Annotated in this window: 15 protein-coding genes; 12 read left to right on the top strand and 3 right to left on the bottom strand. The window is 74.4% G+C overall.

The window, feature by feature from the left end; all coding sequences use genetic code 11:
• Positions 1–285 precede the first annotated feature (285 nt).
• From SLAV_RS13145 to SLAV_RS13135, 3 genes are read left to right on the top strand one after another with little or no spacing between them, the layout of a single operon-like run.
• A complete protein-coding gene (locus SLAV_RS13145; RefSeq protein WP_030225734.1) occupies positions 286–1,236 on the top strand; it encodes an ABC transporter substrate-binding protein in 951 nt (316 codons plus the stop codon).
• 30 nt (positions 1,237–1,266) lie between these two features.
• A complete protein-coding gene (locus SLAV_RS13140) occupies positions 1,267–2,220 on the top strand; it encodes an amino acid ABC transporter permease (protein ID WP_030225733.1) in 954 nt (317 codons plus the stop codon).
• Positions 2,221–2,231: 11 nt separating this feature from the next.
• Complete coding sequence (locus SLAV_RS13135; RefSeq protein WP_030225732.1) at positions 2,232–2,984, top strand: amino acid ABC transporter ATP-binding protein; 753 nt, start codon at positions 2,232–2,234, stop codon at positions 2,982–2,984.
• 76 nt (positions 2,985–3,060) lie between these two features.
• Here the strand turns inward: SLAV_RS13135 and SLAV_RS13130 are convergent, their stop codons facing one another.
• Positions 3,061–3,831 (bottom strand): class I SAM-dependent methyltransferase, encoded by a 771-nt coding sequence (locus SLAV_RS13130; RefSeq protein WP_030225731.1) that lies wholly within the window; start codon positions 3,829–3,831, stop codon positions 3,061–3,063.
• 91 nt (positions 3,832–3,922) lie between these two features.
• Here SLAV_RS13130 and SLAV_RS13125 point away from each other — a divergent pair, with 91 nt between their 5' ends.
• Positions 3,923–4,552: a CGNR zinc finger domain-containing protein gene (locus tag SLAV_RS13125; RefSeq protein WP_030225729.1), complete on the top strand. Its 630-nt coding sequence runs from the start codon at positions 3,923–3,925 to the stop codon at positions 4,550–4,552.
• On the opposite strand, the gene sodX is transcribed toward SLAV_RS13125, so the two are convergent.
• Complete coding sequence (gene sodX / locus SLAV_RS13120) at positions 4,456–4,875, bottom strand: nickel-type superoxide dismutase maturation protease (protein ID WP_030225728.1); 420 nt, start codon at positions 4,873–4,875, stop codon at positions 4,456–4,458. The two genes, SLAV_RS13125 and sodX, sit on opposite strands and share 97 nt — an antisense overlap.
• Before the next feature lie 173 nt (positions 4,876–5,048).
• Between sodX and sodN the strand changes: the two genes are divergently transcribed.
• Positions 5,049–5,444, top strand: coding sequence for a superoxide dismutase, Ni (gene sodN, locus SLAV_RS13115; RefSeq protein ID WP_007266490.1), 396 nt, complete (start codon positions 5,049–5,051; stop codon positions 5,442–5,444).
• Positions 5,445–5,561: 117 nt separating this feature from the next.
• On the opposite strand, the gene SLAV_RS13110 is transcribed toward sodN, so the two are convergent.
• Positions 5,562–5,747 (bottom strand): DUF6104 family protein, encoded by a 186-nt coding sequence (locus tag SLAV_RS13110; protein ID WP_030190019.1) that lies wholly within the window; start codon positions 5,745–5,747, stop codon positions 5,562–5,564.
• A 136-nt stretch (positions 5,748–5,883) separates the two neighbouring features.
• On the opposite strand from SLAV_RS13110, the gene SLAV_RS13105 reads away from it, so the two are divergent.
• The 7 genes from SLAV_RS13105 (at position 5,884) to fxsT (ending at position 18,745) form a co-directional block, all read left to right on the top strand.
• On the top strand, positions 5,884–7,992 hold the full coding sequence (locus tag SLAV_RS13105) for a VMAP-C domain-containing protein (RefSeq protein ID WP_078950110.1): 2,109 nt from the start codon (positions 5,884–5,886) through the stop codon (positions 7,990–7,992).
• 85 nt (positions 7,993–8,077) lie between these two features.
• A complete protein-coding gene (locus tag SLAV_RS13100) occupies positions 8,078–9,091 on the top strand; it encodes an AAA family ATPase (RefSeq protein ID WP_030225724.1) in 1,014 nt (337 codons plus the stop codon).
• Between the two features lie 6 nt (positions 9,092–9,097).
• Positions 9,098–12,451 carry an SAV_2336 N-terminal domain-related protein gene (locus SLAV_RS13095; RefSeq protein WP_051840310.1) on the top strand — a complete coding sequence of 1,118 codons (3,354 nt, stop codon included), beginning with the start codon at positions 9,098–9,100 and terminating at the stop codon, positions 12,449–12,451.
• Positions 12,452–12,525: 74 nt separating this feature from the next.
• Entirely contained in the window at positions 12,526–12,720 is a 195-nt protein-coding gene (gene fxsA, locus SLAV_RS13090; RefSeq protein WP_030225722.1) for an FxSxx-COOH cyclophane-containing RiPP peptide, read from the top strand.
• 121 nt (positions 12,721–12,841) lie between these two features.
• Positions 12,842–14,107 (top strand): FxsB family cyclophane-forming radical SAM/SPASM peptide maturase, encoded by a 1,266-nt coding sequence (locus tag SLAV_RS13085; RefSeq protein WP_078950109.1) that lies wholly within the window; start codon positions 12,842–12,844, stop codon positions 14,105–14,107.
• Positions 14,104–15,618: an aKG-HExxH-type peptide beta-hydroxylase gene (locus tag SLAV_RS13080; RefSeq protein ID WP_234333395.1), complete on the top strand. Its 1,515-nt coding sequence runs from the start codon at positions 14,104–14,106 to the stop codon at positions 15,616–15,618. Before SLAV_RS13085 ends, SLAV_RS13080 begins: the two co-directional genes overlap by 4 nt.
• A 124-nt stretch (positions 15,619–15,742) precedes the next feature.
• Positions 15,743–18,745 (top strand): FxSxx-COOH system tetratricopeptide repeat protein, encoded by a 3,003-nt coding sequence (fxsT, locus tag SLAV_RS13075; protein ID WP_030225719.1) that lies wholly within the window; start codon positions 15,743–15,745, stop codon positions 18,743–18,745.
• The last annotated feature ends 6 nt before the right edge of the window (positions 18,746–18,751 follow it).

Below are 18,751 nucleotides of genomic sequence, written 5' to 3'. Positions count from 1 at the left end.
CTGTTTTTGGCTAAAAGTCCAAACCTCTCTGTCCAAGGGGTGAGACAGGCCGGAAATAGTGAGGACAAAAGGGCTGGTCACGGCGGTTTGTACGGCTCCGAGGGGCCTTGCCCGCAGTCCTGTTGGGTAGTCGGCAGCGCCCGTTATCTGATTTTGACCTGATGGGCAGCCTGAATGCGTCAGTCCGAATGGCAAGATGCCGTAATCACACAGGGACGCGGCACTCGATGGTGCGTGCCCGACCCCTCTCGGATGCTTTTCCACCCCTGTCGGAGGAACCAGCCCATGACCGCAAGCACCACCCGTCGTACGACCGCCGCCCGGTCCCGGATCGCCGCGGTCGGCGCGATCGCGGTCGCCGGCGCCCTGATCCTCACCGGCTGTGGCGACCAGACGGACAAGGCCTCCTCGAACGCCTCGGGCAAGGCCGACAACAGCGCCCCGCTGTTCTCGAAGCTCCCGAAGAAGATCCAGGACGCCGGTGTCATCAAGGTCGGCTCCGACACGGCCTACGCGCCCATGGAGTTCGTCGACGGCGGCAAGATCGTCGGTGTGGACCCCGACATCGCGGACGCGCTCGGCAAGCAGCTCGGTGTGAAGCTCCAGTTCACCTCCGGCACCTTCGACGGCCTGATCACCTCCCTGGAGACCGGCCGCCAGGACGTCGCGATCTCCTCGATCACCGACAACAAGAAGCGCCAGGAGGGCCTGGACGACAAGGGCCAGAAGATCGGCAAGGGCGTCGACTTCGTCGACTACTTCTCCTCCGGCGTCTCCCTGATCCTCAAGAAGGGCAACCCGGAGAACATCAAGTCCCTGGACGACCTGTGCGGCCGCACGGTCGCCGTCCAGCGCGGCACGATCTACGAGGACACCTTCAAGGCGCAGGCCGAGAAGTGCGGTGACAAGAAGCTCACCATCGAGGCCTTCGACACCGACGCCGAGGCCCAGACCCGCGTCAAGGCCGGCGGCGCCGTGGCCGACCTGAACGACTACCCGGTCGCCGCGTACATCGCGAAGACCTCGGGCGGCGGCAACGACTTCGAGGTCGGCGGCCAGCAGTCCGACGTCGGTCTCTTCGGCATCGCGGTCTCCAAGGACAACACGCAGCTGCGCGACGCCCTCAAGGACGCCCTCGACGCCATCATCAAGGACGGCTCCTACGCCAAGGTCCTGGAGAAGTGGAACGTCCAGGGCAGTGCCGTGCAGTCGGCCACGATCAACGCGGGCAAGTAAGACCGAGCGCTCCACTGAAGGGCAGTCATTGTGACTGACAAGATCGACAAGGGTTCGGCCGCCACACCGCCGGCCGGGCCCGGGGCCTCGGGCGCCACTCCCTACGAGGCCATCAAGGCAATCCCCGTACGGCACTACGGCCGCTGGATCAGCGCCGTGGTCGTCGCCGTACTCCTCGGGTGGCTCGTCTACGCCTTCTCCCAGGGCAAGATCATCTGGGCGACGGTCGGCGACAAGCTGTTCGACCCCTCGGTCCTCAGCGGCCTCGGCAACACCGTCATCATCAGCGTCTCGTCGATGGCGCTGGGCCTCGTGCTCGGCATCCTCTTCGCGGTGATGCGCCTGTCGAAGAACCCGGTCACGAGCTTCGTGTCCTGGCTCTACATCTGGTTCTTCCGCGGTACCCCGGTCTACGTCCAGCTGCTGGTGTGGTTCAACCTGTCGCTGATCTTCCAGTACATCAACCTGGGACCGATCTACAAGAACGAGACCGTCGACGTCCTCACGCCGTTCATGGTCGCCCTGCTGGGCCTCGGCCTGAACGAGGGCGCCTACATGGCGGAGATCGTCCGCTCCGGCATCCAGTCCGTCGACGAGGGCCAGAGCGAGGCCTCGCACGCGCTCGGCATGACCGGGATGCAGACCATGCGCCGCGTGGTGCTCCCGCAGGCGATGCGCGTGATCATCCCGCCCACGGGCAACGAGTTCATCAACATGCTGAAGACCTCCTCCCTGGTCTCGGCGGTGCAGTACCCCGAACTCCTGCGGGCCAGCTCCAACATCGGCACCACGGCCGGTGCCATCATGGAGATGCTCTTCGTGGCGTCCATCTGGTACCTGACGCTGACCAGCATCTTCAGCGTCGGCCAGTACTACCTGGAGCGCCGCTACGCCCGCGGTTCGCTGCGCACGCTGCCCCCCACCCCGTTCGAGCGGCTCAAGGCCAACCTGAACATGTTCCGCCGTACGGAGGTGGCGAAGTGACCGCCCAGCCGATGGTCAAGGCCGAAGGCGTCCACAAGTCGTACGGCGCCGCCCACATCCTGCGGGGCATCGACCTGGAAGTCGCCCCCCGCGAGGTCTTCTGCCTGGTCGGCCCGTCCGGCTCCGGCAAGTCCACCTTCCTGCGGTGCATCAACCACCTGGAGCGCATCAACGCCGGCCGGCTCTCGGTCGACGGCCAGCTGGTCGGGTACAAGCAGAAGGGCGACAAGCTCTACGAGCTGAAGGACAGCGAGGTCGCGGCCCAGCGCCGGGACATCGGCATGGTCTTCCAGCGCTTCAACCTCTTCCCGCACATGACGGCCATAGAGAACGTCATGGAAGCCCCGGTCATGGTCAAGGGCGAGTCCAAGGCAGTGGCCCGCGAGCGGGCGATCAAGCTCCTGGACCGCGTCGGCCTCGGCGACAAGGGCGGGAACTACCCGACCCAGCTCTCCGGCGGCCAGCAGCAGCGCGTGGCGATCGCCCGCGCGCTGGCCATGGAGCCGAAGCTGATGCTCTTCGACGAGCCCACCTCGGCGCTCGACCCGGAGCTGGTCGGCGACGTCCTCGACGTCATGCGCGACCTGGCCGAATCGGGCATGACCATGATCGTGGTGACCCACGAGATGGGCTTCGCCCGCGAGGTCGGCGACAACCTCGTCTTCATGGACGGCGGCGTCGTGGTCGAGTCCGGCCACCCGCGCGAGGTCCTGGGCAACCCGCAGCACGACCGCACCAAGGCGTTCCTGTCCAAGGTGCTGTAACCGCGGTACGCGCGTGAGGGGCGGTACGGGATTCCCGTACCGCCCCTTCGCCGTGCCCGGGCGCCTCGGTGAAGTCCTACTTCAGGCCCAGGACCAGTGCGTCCGAGGGGGAGCGCCAGACCGAGCGGGCCTCGGCGAAGCCGGCCGCACGCAGGGTCCGGGCGTGCCAGGCCTCGTCCGGGGTGTCGCCGTCCGCGTGCTCCCCGTAGATCTCGAACCGGGCCGCCGTGGGCTCCGCCAGGACCGGGTCGGCCGCGGCCAGGGCCCACCATTCGCGCCAGTCCGGGACGCCCAGGGCGCGGGCCCGGTCCATGCCGGCGTGCCGGTGGGCGTGCTCGGCGGCGTCGATGCGCGGGGTGGCGGGGTCGGGCATGTGGTCGGCGTTCATGAAGACCCCGCCCGGGCGGACCAGCGGGGCGATCCGCCCGTAGAGGACGGCCAGGTCGGCGCTGGGCAGCCAGTGCAGCGCGGTCGCGGTCAGGACCGCGTCGTAGGACGCGTACGGGAGGGCCGCGGGCCAGTCGGGGTCCTTGAGGTCGGCGGTGACGAAGGTGACCCGGTCGTCGCCCGCGAAGTGGCCCCGGGCGATCGTCAGAAGCGCGGGGTCGAGATCCAGCCCCGTACTGGTGGCTTCCGGGAACCGCTTGAGGAGCCTGTCCGTGATACTTCCCGTACCGCACGCGAGATCCAGTACCCGGGGGGCGGGGCCGACCAGTGCTTCCACCATGTCCAGCATGACCCGGAACCGTTCCTCGCGGTCGGGCATGTACCACTCCTGCTGGCGGTCCCAGCTGTCCTGCCATGCCTGCCAGTCCGTACCGAACGACCCGGTCGCCGTATCCGTCATCGAGAACCCCTCCGTACGTAATACCCTCGAACCAGTACCAGCCGTTACCTCGGCCGCTGCTGACACTAATCCGCATCCGTAAGGACTACAAGTGGAACTGGCCCATTACTCGGACTATGCCGTGCGCCTGGTCAACACCGAGGAGCCGGCCCGCAACAAGGACGCGCTCACCTCGGTGGACGACGTCCGCGCCCTCTTCGGGGCCAGCGTGCAGATGGCCCGCCGGGTCGCCGACACCGACGTCACGCGCTTCCGCAACGTGCGCGGCCGGCTGCGCGCCGTCTTCGAGGCCGCCGACGGCGGCGACCACGTCCTCGCCGTCGACCTGCTGAACTCCCTCCTCATGGAGTTCCCCGTCAGCCCCCAGGTCTCCGGCCACGAGCTGGTCGGCCCCGACGGCCGCCCCGACTGGCACATCCACCTCGCCGAGCACCCCTCCAACGCCTCCGCCGGCTACGCCGCCATGGCCGCGATGGGCCTGGCCTTCGCCCTCACCGAGCACGGCCCCGACCGCCTGGGCCTGTGCCAGGCGCCGCCCTGCCGCAACGCCTACCTCGACACCTCCACCAACCGCTCCCGGCGCTACTGCTCCGACCGCTGCGCCACCCGCGCCAACGTCGCCGCCTACCGCGCCCGCAAGCGGCTGGAGGCCGAGGAGTCCGCGCGCATCGGCCGCACCGCCGAGGCCGCCCAGGACAGCCACGCCCTCAGCGAACGCTGACCGCCCGGGCGCGGCCGCAGGCGCAGCCGGGCCACCGCCAGCACCAGCTCCTCGGGGACCGCGCCGTAGTCGGTGCTGTCCCCGGTCTCGTTGAACGGGTTGTCGCCGAGCATCCACCAGCCGCCCGGCCGGCGCTCGGCCGCCCGCTTCACCACCAGCAGGTCCTGCTGCAGCGGATGGCGGAAGACCACCACGTCACCCGGCCGGACCAGCGCCTCGTACCGGACCACCAGCCGGTCCCCGTCCGCCAGGGTCGGGGCCATCGACGGGCCCGTCACCTCGGTGATGCCGATGCGCCCCCGTGTGCGCCTGTTCTCCGTCATGTCCGGCCTCCTCGTCCTCCCCGCATGCTGCCGTACGGTCCCGTACGTTCGCTCACCACTCCTCGACCGCCCCTGGACTTTTGTCCTAAGCCCATGGGGGCGCCAGCGATTTCCGCTTTCTCAGCGAGTAATCTCCACCCTTGAGAAGACGATCACGAGGAGGACCCACTCCAATGCTTTCCCGCTTCTTCGCCCCCAAGGTGAAGGTCTCCGCCCACTGCGACCTGCCCTGCGGTGTGTACGACCCGGCCCAGGCCCGCATCGAGGCCGAGTCCGTCAAGGCCGTCCAGGAGAAGTACCAGGCCAACGAGGACGCCGACTTCCGCGCCCGCGCCATCACCATCAAGGAGCAGCGCGCCGAGCTCGCGAAGCACCACGTGTCGGTGCTCTGGAGCGACTACTTCAAGCCCCCGCACTTCGAGAAGTACCCCCAGCTGCACACCCTGGTCAACGACACCCTGAAGGCCCTCTCGGCCGCCAAGGCGTCGAACGACCCGGCGACCGGCGCGAAGGCCCTGGAGCTCATCGCCGAGATCGACCGCATCTTCTGGGAGACCAAGGCCGCCTGATCCAGGCCCAGCCCGTCCCCCGTACGACCGAGGGGCCCGACCGCACGCGGTCGGGCCCCTCGGTCGTACGGGGGACGGTGCGGCGCGGACCAGTCCAGGTCCGCGCCCTCCCCGCGGCTACTCCTCGTCCTCGTCCTCGTCGTCCAGGCGGGCCAGCCAGGTCGCCAGGCGTTCCACCGGGACCTCGAAGTCCGGGTTCAGGTCGACGAACGTGCGCAGCTGCTCGGCCAGCCACTCGAAGGTGACCTCCTCCTCGCCGCGCCGCTTCTCCAGCTCCTCGATGCCGCGATCGGTGAAGTACAAGTCGGGCTCCGTGCTGTGTGGTGATGGGGGTGTTTCCCGCCAGGATAAGCCGGGTCGCGGCGACACCTCCCGCCCTCCCCGCCGCGGCGCTAGCGTGGAGGTCCCGGTGGGGCGAGCGGGGGACGGGGGTCGAGGGATGCCTGATGGGCGCACGGCCGGGCCCGCGCGCGCCTTCGAGCTCCTGGAGCCCTTGGTCCGGGCCGCCACGGTACGCGTCCACGCGCCCCCGGGCGGGTATGACAACCCCGGCAACGACTGGACCGGACCCACGTGGGGGAGCGGCTTCTTCATCGCCCCCGGCTGGGTCCTGACGTGCGCGCACGTGGTCGGTGAAGGGGGTGCTGCGATGCGTCTGGCGGGGCGTGAGGTCGGCATCAGCTTCTCCTCCGGACCCGGTCCGGGAACGGGCTCCGGCCCCCCGGGCTCCCGGGCCGACGCGGGCATCGGGACGGTCACCGGGCGCGTGGAGTGCGTCCTGCCCGAACGGCTGGAGGAGCGCCGGCCCGGCCGGCGCGCCCTGTGGGACCTGCCCGACCTGGCGCTCGTACGGGTGCTCTCGCCGATCTCCCACGCCTGCGTGTGGCTGACCGACCGGGCCGGACCCCGGCTGGAGGAGGCCGCGTACTTCGGCTGCACCGAGGAACTCGGCATCCGCGAGATCACCGGCCGCACCACCCGCCTGCGCGGCACCGCGGCGGGCGGCGCCGCGATCCGCCTCGGCGACGAGGACGAGATCGAGGCCGGCATGTCCGGCGGGCCCGTGGTGGACCTGGCGCGCGGAGAGGTCGTCGGCGTGGTCAAGGCCCGGCGCCACGGCGGCGGGGGCGGACTCGCCGTGTCCGTGGCACAGCTGCGGACCCTGCCGATGGCCGCGACCGGGCAGACCGGCCTGTACCGCAGGGTCATGCAGGCCCACGACCTCTACCACTACGACCGCCACGTCAGCGACCTCGACAGCCGCCGGACCTGGACCGACGTACACGACGAGCTCGCCGCCGCGGACGGGGACCGCTACGGCGGACGCGGGCGGCTCACCCCCGGCGAACGCACCACCCTGTGCGGACTGCTCGCCGAACTCCCGCCCCCCGGCTCCTCGGAGGCCGTCCGCGAGCTGGCCGAGCAGGCCCGCGGCGAGGAACCGGACACCGCCCTGCCCGCCCCGCTCAGCTGGCGCGACGGGCTCGGGCTGCTCCACGACCCGCCGGGCGCGGGCGGCGAGGCCGCCGCGATGCTCCGGTACGCCACCGACGTGAGCGTGGCCGACCACCGCGAACCCCCGGCGCCGGGGGCCGACGAGGAACTGTGGGACTGGGTCCGCGCCACCGCGGAACGGCTGTGGCGCCCGCTGCGCCGCGAGCTCGGCGAGCGCCACGAGCGCGGCCTGGCCGAGCGGGAGCAGCGCAGGCGCGCCGCCGTGGGCCGGGCGGCGCACGGACCGGTCCGCCGGGACCGGGGACTGCCCACCGGGCCCTCGGTGCTGCTGGAGGTGTGGGCGCACGGCTGGGAGGACGTCTACGACTGGCGGGTCTCGGTGCTCGCCGGACCGGCCCGCCCCGGCCGGGTCACCCCGGTGGACGCGGGCGTACGGGAGACCCTCGCCGCGCTGCCGGAGGCACTGCGGGCCCCGCTCGCCGAGGGCTTCCGCCGGTGCGACACGCACGAATCGGCCGCGCTCCTCGAAGTCGCGGCGGCCCCCGAGCTGTTCGGGCTCGCGGTGGACGCCTGGACGGTGTCCGGCGGGGTGCCGGTCGGCGTGCAGCGGCCCGTGGTCTTCCGCCTCCCCCCGGCCGGGGCCGGGGAGGCGGCCGGCCCGCGCTGGACCCGCGTACAGGCCGGCCCGCTCCTGGACCAGCGCGCCGACTGCTCCCGGGGGCGCCCCCGCAGCCCCTCTCCGGAGTGGCCGGCCGGGCTGGCCGACAACACCGTCCCGGTGCTCTGCCGGGCGCCGGCCGCCGAACCCACCCTGGGCGCGCTGCACGTCCTGCGGGACGCGGGCTACGGGGTGGTCGTGTGCCGACGGCCCCCGGCCGACCCCGGGGCGTCCTGCGCGCCCTACCACCGGGGCGTCCGGGAGGAACTGGCCGAGGCGGGGCGGGGCGCGGTGCTGCCGCTGCGCGTCCAGGCGCTGCGCGGGCGGGCGTACGGGGCGGATCCCGACGCCTACTGGGCGGCCGGGCTGGCCCTCGTATGGGAGGACCCGGCGCGGGCCCTGCCGGAGGACGAGCCGTTGCAGGGGGATCTGTGAACCGGCGGGCCGGTGGCCGGCGGGAGGGGCGCCGGCCGGGCGGGAGCCGGTGCGGGCGAGTCGCGTTGCGTGGGAGGGGACGGCCGTGAACGACGAATGGCTCATCTACCGGGGCGTGGGCGAACCCCACGACGGGATCGCGGCACTGCCCGATCCGCCGCCGTGGCGGGACTTCGACGGCGGCCCCGTCGAACCGCCGGGCGGGGCGGCCGCCACCGCCGACGGCAACGTGGCGCGCCGCCTGGGAGCCCACCGGCAGGCCGCCGAACTGCACCGGCCCGAGCCGGAGGAGCTGGAGGCCGTCAACGCGGCCCTCTACCTGCGCAGGCCGCTGCTGGTCACCGGCTACCCCGGCACCGGGAAGTCCACCCTCGCGCACGCCGTCGCCCACGAGCTGAAGCTCGGCCGGGTGCTGCGCTGGCCCGTGGTGTCGCGGACCGTGCTCCAGGAAGGGCTGTACCGCTACGACGCCCTCGCCCGGCTCCAGGACGTGCAGATCGCCGCGAGCGGGGGCGGCGGCGGGGCCGGGGCCGGGGGGATCGGGAAGTACATCCGGCTCGGGCCGCTGGGGACGGCGCTGCTGCCCACCGAGCGGCCGCGCGTCCTGCTGATCGACGAGCTGGACAAGAGCGACATAGACCTGCCCAACGACCTCCTGAACGTACTGGAGGAAGGCGAGTTCACCCTTCCGGAACTGGAACGGGTCGCCGACTCCGAGCCGGAGGTGCGGGTGCTCACCGACGACGGGGCGAAGGTGACCGTCCGGGACGGGCGGGTGCGCTGCCGGGCCTTCCCGTTCATCATCCTGACCAGCAACGGCGAACGGGACTTCCCGGCGGCCCTGCTGCGCCGGTGCATCCAGCTCAAGCTGGGGCAGCCGGGGGAGAAGCGGCTGGCCACCATGGTCCGGGCGCACCTGGGGGAGGAGGCCGCCCGGCTGGGCGCCGACCTGATCCGGGAGTTCCTCAGCCGCTCGCGCTCCGAGCTCGTCGCCGCCGACCAGCTGCTCAACGCCATCTACCTGACGCACTACGCCGCCCCGCCCACCCGGGAGGACCTCGCCGACCTGCTCATCCAGCGCCTCGACCGTCCGAGGTGAGGGCCCGTGGCCGCCTCCGCCGACCCGGGGCCCGTGGACCCCGACATCCGCGCCCTGGCCGGGCTGCTGCGGGCCGCCGGGCTCGATCCGTCCGCCGGGGAACTGGCCGACGCCCTCTGGCTGGCCGCCCGTACCCGCAGCCGTGCCCGGCCCGTCCCCGCCGGTCCGGACCGGGCCCCGGTGGACCCGCGGGAGCGGGGAGCGCAGCCGCCGGGGGAGCGGCCGCCCCCGCCTCCGCGCCGGGAGGAGCCGGAGGCCGAGGACCCGGTCAGGCTCTACGCCGCCGGGGCGCGGTACGGCGCCGAGGACGATCCGGACGCGGAGATCCCGGTCGGGGGCGGAGTGCCGGTCCGGGTGCCCGGCGCCGCCGCGCTGCCCCGCATCCTCGACATCCAGCGGGCCCTGCGCGCCCTCCAGCGCCACCGGCCCCCCGGCCGGCCCGTCCGTACGGTCCTCGACGAGGCCGCCACCGCCGAGGCCAGCGCCCGCGCCCCGGGCCTGGTCATCCCGGTGCTCCGGCCGGAGACCCGGCGCGAGGCGACCGTCAGGCTGGTGATGGACGCCTCCCCCTCGATGGCGGTCTGGCAGGAGATGTTCGAGGAACTCCGGTCGGTCTGCGAGCGGCTGGGCGCCTTCCGGGACGTCCAGGCGCACTACCTGCACCGGCTCGCGGACGGCACCGCCGCCGTCGGACGCGGCCCCTCGCCGGCCACCGCCCTGCGCTCGGGCGACCAGCTGCGCGACCCCACCGGGCGGGCGCTGACCATGGTCGTCTCCGACTGCACCGGCCCGGTGTGGCGGGAGGGCGAGGCCCAGCGGCTGCTCCACCGCTGGGCCGAGTGCACGCCCTGCGTGATCGTGCAGCCGCTGCCGCAGCGGCTGTGGAGCCGCAGCTGGCTGCCGACCGAACGCGGAGTGCTGGAGCACGCCGAGGGCGGCGGCGAGGCCGTCGGCGGCGGGCTGAAGCTGAGGTTCCGCCCGGACCGGCCACCGCGGCCCGGACAGCCCACGGGCGGGCTCACCGTCCCCGTGCTGCCGCCGCACGCCGCCGCACTCGGCGCCTGGGCCCGGCTCGTCGCAGGACTCGGCACGGGCCCGGTGCCCGCCGAGGTCGGCCGGGTCCTCGCCCGGCACCCCGCCGCCCCCGTCCCGCTGCCCCGCACCGCCCGGCCGCCCCGGGAGCTGGTGCGCCGCTTCCGCGCCTCCGCCGCGCCCGGCGCCGTACAGCTCGCCGTGTACCTGGCGGCGGCGCCGCTGACCCTGCCCGTGATGCGGCTGGTCCAGCGCACGATGCTGCCGGACTCGGAGCCCTCCGACCTGGCCGAGGTCCTGCTCGGCGGACTGCTGCGGCGCAGCGGCGAACCCCCCGGTCACTGGTACGAGTTCGTTCCCGGGGTGCAGGACGTGCTGCTGGGGCCGCTGGGACGGGACGAGGCCGCCCTGGTGCTCAAACACTGCTCGGAGTACGTACGGGCGCACTTCGGCCGCGGCGTGCGCGACTTCCCGGCGCTCGCCGTCTCCCAGCTCACCGGCGTCCCCCCGGACGGCCCCGCGGACGACCTGGGCAGGGTGCCCGCCGGGCGGCTCCCGCAGGCCTTCGCGCACGTCTCGGCCAAGGTCGTACGCCGCTACCTGCCCGGTCCCCCCGAAGACGACCCCGACGCCGCCCCCGTGCCCGAGCCCGACCCGTCCGCCCCCGCGGGCCGGGCCCCCGGGCTCCGGGCCGCCCGCGACCGCCTCGCCGACGGCGACGCCCGGGCCCTGCACGAGGCCGCCGCACTGCTGCGGCGGGCCGTGGCGGCCCCCGCCGGGCCCGAGGACCCGCCGGAGGAGGCGGAGACCGAGCTGGCCGGGACACTGCTGCGGCTGTGGGCCGTCCAGCGGGACCCCGAACTCCTCGACGAGGCCGAGCGGGCGCTGACCGCACTGGGCTCCCCGCCCGCCCGCGCCGCCCGGGGCCGGGTGCTGTACGAGCGGGCCCTCGCGGCCGTGCCCGACCCGGAGCTGCTGGCCGCCGCCGACCGGGAGTTCGCCGCGGCGGGCGCCGCCGCCGGCCCCGCCCTGCGCCGCGACTGCGCCGTGCGGCGGGCGCAGACCCTGATCCGGCTGGGCGCGCTGCGCGACGACCCGGGCCCGCTGTACGAGGCCCGGTCCGCGCTGGAGGCCCTGACCGGCCCGGACGCCGCCCCCGGCGGGGGACCGCACCCCGCCCTGGCCCTGGCCCTGGGACGCGTCCTGCTGGCCCTGCTGCCCCGCACCCCGGACCCCGCGGAACGCACCGCACTGGCCGAGCGGGCCGCCGCCCACCTGTCACGGGGCCTCACCGCGCTCCTCGCCGAGCAGGCCGCCACGACCGCCCCGGACACCGGCACCGCCGCCGGGGAGGGCCTCCCGGCCGAGAGCCCCGCCGCGCGCACCGCCCGCGTACGGGTGGAACTCGCCGAGGCCCTGCGGTACCTGCCCGCCCGGCTGGAGGAGGCCGCCGGGCAGCTGGCCCGCGCCCTGGACGGGGCCGCCACCGAACCCGAGGCCCGGCTCGCCGCCCTGCTCTGCCTGGCCCGGGTGCACCGGGCCCGCTCCGCCCGTGACGCGGACCCGGCGGCCCTGGAGGAGGCCTCCGAGGCGTACGGGCGCGCCCGCCGGCTGCTCCCCCGGGACGGGGAGGCCTTCGCCGGGCTGCTGGCCGAGTGGGGCGACGTGCTCCTGGACCGGGCGCGCGCCGCGGGCGGGCGCCGCTTCGCCTCCACCGCCGTACGGGTGCTGCGCGAGAGCCGCTCGGCGGTGCCCCAGTCCGACCCGGGAGCCGCCCACCGGCTGCTGCGGCTGGCCACCGGCCTGCGGCTGCGGCACGCCTACGAGGGGGACCTCGTCGACCTGCGGGAAGCGGAGTACCTGCTGGAACTCGCCGTCCGGCAGAGCCACCACCCCCTGGAACGGGCCCGCGCCTGGCGCGACCACGGCGACGTCCAGCAGGAGATCCACGCCCACACCCGCACCGTCGACCGCCTCGACCGGGCCGCGGACTCCTACCGCCGGGCCTGGCGCGCCGCCCTGGAGGCCGACCCGGACGAACGGCACGACACCGCCCTCCAGCTGGCGGCCCGCGTCCAGGAGCTGCGCGGCGACGTCCTGGAACGCCTCGCCCGCCCGCGGGCCGCACTCGACGCCTACCGGGCCGCCCTGGAACTGCGCCGGCGCCTCGACCCGGCGCGGGCCGAGGCGGCCGAAGCGGACACGGTGGAGTGCGAGGCGATGGCGGGAGCGGTGGAGGCCGGAGAAGCGGAGCCCGGACCCTCCGGGGCGCCGCGGTCCGCCGCGGCGCTCACGGAGCGGATCCGCGCCCTGGAGGAGGGCCTGTGAACCGTTTCCCCCCGCCGGGCGGCGGGAAGAGGCAGTGGACCGGAAGAGCGGGACGACAGGGGGACGGGCAGCCCATGGTGACCGGACGTCAGGAAGCGGCAGCACCGACCCGCCCGTGTCCCGGGCAGCTCCCGGACCTCTCCGGGCTCGACCTGGCCGCACTGCGCGGGATCGACCACCCCGTGCTCGCCGAGGTCATCGAGAGCATGGTCGAACGGGTCACCCACCCCGCCGAGATCCTCAACGCCTTCGACTCCGGCGTCACCTGACCGCGCCCCGCACCGGCGCGGGTTGACCACTTTCCGCCGTTAGCCGGGCCCGTCCGGGGGGCAGGGATGGACCGTCCCGGGGGTCCCCCCGGTGTCGGCCGGGGGAGGGAGGTGCCGGCGGATGAGCCGAGCGATCACGAGCGGTCCCGTGCTGCCCGCGCACCCGGCCCTCGACCGGCACGCGCTCCACGCCCCCTGGCCGTACGCCCGGCTCGACGTGCCGGCCCTGCGCGCCGCCGGCCACCGCCCCCAGCCGATCCGGCAGTTCGTCCTCAAGACCCACAGCCGCTGCAACCTCGCGTGCACCTACTGCTACGTCTACGAGATGGCCGACCAGAGCTGGCGCACCCGCCCCGCCGTCATGACCCGGGCCACCGCCCTGCGCGCCGCCGAGCGGATCGCCGAACACGCCGCCGCCCACGACCTGCCCCGCGTCGACCTCGTCCTGCACGGCGGAGAACCGCTGCTGGCGGCCCCCGCCGCCCTCGCCGCGCCCGTCGACGCGGTACGGGCGGCCGTGGCCCGGCGCGCACCCCGCACCCGCGTCACCGCGAGCGTGCAGACCAACGGCACCCTCCTGACCCGGGGCCGGATCACCGCCCTGGCCGCCGCCGGGATCCGGGTCGGCGTCAGCCTCGACGGAGGACTGCCCGCGCACAACGCCCGCCGCGTGGACCACGGCGGGCGGCCCGGCTTCGGTGCCGCCGCGCGCGGGCTGCGGCTGCTCGCCCGGCACCCCGACGGCTATGCCGGGGTGCTGTGCGTGGTGGACCTGGCGCAGGACCCGGTGGAGACGTACGAGTCCCTGCTCGCCTTCGCGCCGCCCGCCATCGGCCTGCTGCTGCCGCTGGCCAACTGGAGCACCCCGCCACCGGGCCGTCCCGGACCCGGGACCCCGTACGGCGACTGGCTGCTGGCCGTCTTCGACCGCTGGTGGCACGACGGGGCGCGGCGGACCCGGATCCGGATCTTCGAGGAGGTCATCGCGCTGCTGCTGGGCCTGCCCACCGCCACCGAGACGCTCGGCCTGGCCCCGGCGGCCACCGCCGTCGTCGAGACCGACGGCACCGTCGAGCAGGCCGACTCGCTGAAGTCCGCGTACGAAGGGGCCGCCGCGACCGGCATGAGCGTGGACACCCACAGCTTCGACCAGCTGCTCGACCACCCCGGCTTCGTGGCCCGCCAGCTCGGCCTGGAGGCCCTCGCACCCGGCTGCCGGTCCTGCGAACTCGTCGAGGTGTGCGGAGGCGGCCACTACCCGCACCGCTACCGCGAGGGGGAGGGCTTCCACCGGCCGTCCGTGTACTGCGCCGACCTCCAGGCCGTCATCCGGCACATCGCCGGGGCCCTGCACCTGGCCGCGACGACGGGACGAGCCGCCTCATGACCCACCACACCCGATCGGCCGACGCCGAACCCCGTTCCCGGGCCGTACCCGCCATCCCGGACCCCCGGGCCGGAGACTCACCTCCGGACGGGGTCCCGCTGCCGGAGCAGGCCTTGCCCGAGGGAGCGGCACCGTCCCCGGGCCAGGGCCTGCCCTGGGCCCGGGTCCGGGCCCAGGGCAGGCCCGAGGACTGGGCCCGGGCGGTGGACCGGGGCCAGGGCCGGGACCAGGGCCGGGGCCAGGGTGTGGCACTGGAGGGCGGGGCCGAGCCCGGTGGCGGGCTCGTGCGGTTCGCCGTCAGTTCCCACACGCTGCGCGCCCTCGCCTCCACCGAGCCCTCGGCCGAGGGCACCCGCCTGGTGCGCGACGTACGCCGCTCCAAGCGGCTCCTGCTGCTGCGCGCCGTCCTCGACGCCGCGCCCGGCGCGGAGGCCGCCGAGCGCTGGGCGCTCCTGGAGGAGGCCGAACGGCAGGACCCCGAGGCCGTGCGCGACGTCCTGCACTACCCCGCCACCGGGGTCTGGGCCGAGGAGACCCTGCGCCGCCTGCACGCGTCCCAGGGACCCCCGCCCGACCTCGCCCACCTCGGAGCGCTCGCCGTCGCCGCCGCGCTGCGCGCCGGCATCGGCTTCAAGGCCACCCTGCGGCCCGTCGGCGGCCGGCTCGCCCTGCCCACCCTCGGGCTGCTGCGCCCCGACCGGCCCGGCCCGCTCGCCCTCACCGAACGCTCCTGGGACTCCTGCGCCACCCTCCCGCTGCACGCCCTGCCCGGCGGCCGGACCGCCCTCGACGACCTCGACCCCTACCGAGCCCCGCCCGCCGCGCACCCGGCCCCCGTACGCCCGGCCCGCCGGCTCACCCCCAAGGGCCACAAGCGCTGGGACACCCAGTGGTCCGGCGCCCTCACCCTGCTGGAGCGCTACGACTCCGCCCGTGCGGACGAGATCGGCCGGCTGCTGCGCACGGTCGTGCCCCTCGGCGGCGGCACCCGCTCCAGCGGTGCCACCCTCCCCGCGGCCGCCGGATCCGTCCTGGCCCGCGCCCAGGCCCCGCCCGCGCTGGCGGCGACCCTGGTCCACGAGGTGCAGCACGGCAAACTGGCCGCCCTCGCCGACGTCCTCACCCTGCACACCGCCGACCGCACGCCCCGGCTCTGGGCCCCCTGGCGCAGCGACCCGAGGCCGCTGGAGGGGCTGCTGCACGGGGCGTACGCCCACCTGGCGCTGGCCGGGTACTGGCAGCGGGCCGCGCTGTACGGGGCCCGGGGCGCCTGGGCGCAGCACGCGCGGGTGCGCGCGCAGGTCGCCGCCGTCCTCCCCGTACTGCGGGCGCAGCCTCAACTGACGGTCACCGGGCGGGAGTTCGTGGACGGAATGGCGGCCGCCGAGCGGACCATGGACGAACTGCCGCCCCCCGGGGACCAGCACGCGACCGCCCGGCGCGCGCTGGAGCGCGAGCGGCGTGCCTGGTGCGAGGCCCACCCCGAACTCGCGGCATTCGTACAGGTCTGAGGGCCCCGGGCTGCGGTACCTTTCAAGCCCGCACAGCCACCGCAGCACCCCCGCACAGCCCCCGCACCGCCCCTCGCACCGCCTCACGTCCCGTCCACCGCCCGGACCCCAGGGAGACGGCCGCATGACCGGTACCGGTACGCGACTCGACCGCGACGGAGCCGCCCAGCCGCAGCGCTTCGTCATCAGCTTCGCGGGCTTCAACCGCCCCTGGGCGGTGTGGATCGCCCACCGCCTGGAGGAGCACGGCCACCGCGTCGCGCTCCAGCGCTGGGACCCCCAGACCAGTCCCGGCCTCGCCGAGGCCCTGGACGACCTCCCCCGGGCGGGAGGCAAGGTCCTCCTCGTCCTCAGCGAGCGCTACTTCTCCGCCGGCACCCACACCGACGAGGAGTGGAACACCGCCCTGCGCGCCGTCACCGAGGCCCACCCGGACCGGTTCGCCGCCGTCTGCCTCACCGACGCCCCGCTGCCCAGCGCCGTGGCCGCGCTGGAGAAGACCGACCTGTGGGGCCTGGACTCCTACGAGGCCGAGTACCGGGTGCTGCGCCGCCTGGAGCTGCCCACCGACCGGATCGGCACCGAGAGCGGCCGCCGCGGGCCCCGCTTCCCCAACGACCCGCCCGAGATCTGGGGCCGGGTCCCGCGCCGCAACCCGCGCTTCACCGGCCGCAACGACGTCATCGGCCGGCTCCGCGAAGCCCTCACCGAGGCACCGCCCGGCGCGTCCACCGTGACCCTGCTCGGGCTGTCCGGCGTGGGCAAGACCCAGGTCGCCACCGAGTACGCCTACCGCTTCGCCTCCGAGTACGACGTCGTCTGGTGGGTGCCCGCCGAGGACCGCCCCACCCTGCGCGAACGCCTCGCCGACCTGGCCCCCGCCCTCGGCCTGCCGCGCGGCGCCGGCAGCTACGGCGAACAGATCCGGGCCGTACTGGAGGCACTGCGGCGCGGGGCGCCGTTCCACCGCTGGCTGATGGTCTTCGACGGCTGCGACAACCCCGACGACCTCACCGACCTGCTGCCCTCCGGCGCCGGCGACGTGATCATCACCTCGCGCAACCGCGAATGGGCCGCCCGCCACACCAGCCTCGTCGAAGTCCCCCTCTACGCCCGCCCCGAGTCCATCACCTTCATCCGCCGCCGGGCCCGCCGCCTCACCGGCGAGGAGGCCGACCAGCTCGCCGAGGCGCTGGAGGACTACCCCCTCGCCCTCGACCAGACCGCCGGCTGGCTCGCCGACTCGCCGATCGGCGTGGGCGAGTACCTGAACCTCCTCCAGCGCAGGCTCGACTCCCACGAGGCCGTCACCCTCTCCGACGACTACCCGCTGCCCTTCCCGACCGCGCTGGCCATACTCCTCAACAACGTCCGGGAGAACTTCCCCGACGCCCTCGCCCTCCTGCGGCTGTTCGTCTTCTTCGCCCCCGGCCGGGTCCCGCTGCGCCTGCTGCGCGAGTTCCCCGCCGACGACGTCCCCGAACACCTCGCGGGCCTGATCAACGACCAGATCCGCTGGAACGCGGCCCTCAACAAGCTGGTCCAGTTCTCCGTCGTGCGCCTGGAGTACTCCGACCTCTCCGTGGAGGAGGGCGGCGGCCTGGAGACCGTGCAACTGCACCGCATGGTCCACAACATCGTCCGCGAGAACCTCGCCGAGGACGAGGCCGACCAGCTCTCACGCGCCGTCCGCCAGGTCCTCGCCGCCGCCGACCCGGGCCGCCCCACCGACTCCCGGCTCTGGCCCCGCTACGCCGAGCTCATCCCGCACCTCGACTCCGCGGGCGTCCTGACCAGCAGCAACCCCCGCATCCAGAGCTTCCTGCTGCACTGTCTGCGCTACCTGATCCTGGCCGGCGAATACCGCACCTGCCTGCGCCTGTCCGAGCAGACCGACGGCGTCTGGCGGGCCATGCTCGGCGACGACCACGACCAGGTCCGCGAACTCAGCTACCACTACGGCGGCGCCCTGCGCATGCTCGGCCGCTTCCGGCAGGCCGAGACCCTCGCCCGCTCGGTCGCCGACCGGCTCGTCGCCGAACGCGGCGACCGCGACCTGGAGACCCTGCGCGCCACCAGCACCTACGCCGGGGTCCTGCTCAGCACCGCCAAGTTCGACCAGGCCCGGACCCTGCTGGAGCACGCCTTCACCACCTACCGCGAACTCCTCGGCGAGGACGACTCCACCACCCTCAACGCCCAGAACAACGTCGCCGTCGTCCTGCGCCTGCTCGGCCGCTACCAGGAGGCCTACGACACCGACCTGGACACCCTGCGCCGCCGCGAACGGGTCCTGCGGGTCCGCCACATCGCCACCCTCTCCTCCGGCATCGGCTGCGCGATGGGACTGCGCCTGATGGGCCGCTACCGCGAGGCCCTCGCCCGCCAGGAACAGGGCCTCAAGCTCAACACCCAGGTCCTCGGCGTCAACCACCCGCAGACCCTGCGCGCCGAGCACAACCTCGGCATGTGCCTGCGCCGCTCCGGCGACATCCCCGGCGCCGGCTCCCGGCTGCGCAGCGTCCTGGAACGCTCCACCCGGGTGTTCGGCGCCGAGTTCCCCTGGACGCTGATGGTCGCCTCCGACTACGCCACCTACCTGCGCGAGTACGGGGACATCGAGGAGGCCCGCCGGATCTCCGAGGAGGTCGTCCGCGGCTACCAGTCCCAGCTGGGCCTCGCCCACCCGTACAGCATCGGCACCGTCGGCAACCTCGCCCTGGTGCTGCGGGCCCAGGGCGAACGCACGGAGGCCCTCAACCTCGCCGAGCAGGCCCTGGTCGGCATGCGGGCCGCGCTCGGCGACCACCACCCCTGGACCCTGGGCTGCGCCCTGAACACCACCGGGCACCGCAACATCACCGGCCGCCTGGAGGACGCGCTCGACCTCAGCCGCGAGACGCTGCGGGGGGCCGAGCGGATCCTCGGCCCCGACCACCCGATGGCGCTCAGCGCCCAGATCGCCCTCGCCGCGGACCTGCGCTCGGTACGGGAGGACGCGGAGGCCTCCAAGCACGAGGAGGCGGGCATCAAGGCCCTGACCCGCACCCTCGGCCCCCAGCACGTCCACACGGTCTCGGCCCGCCAGCAGACCCGCCCGTACTGGGACTTCGAGCCCCAGCCGTAGGCGGTG

This window comes from Streptomyces lavendulae subsp. lavendulae (assembly GCF_002803845.1).
Lineage (GTDB): Bacteria > Actinomycetota > Actinomycetes > Streptomycetales > Streptomycetaceae > Streptomyces > Streptomyces lavendulae.
This window is presented reverse-complemented; position numbering and strand designations above follow the sequence as displayed.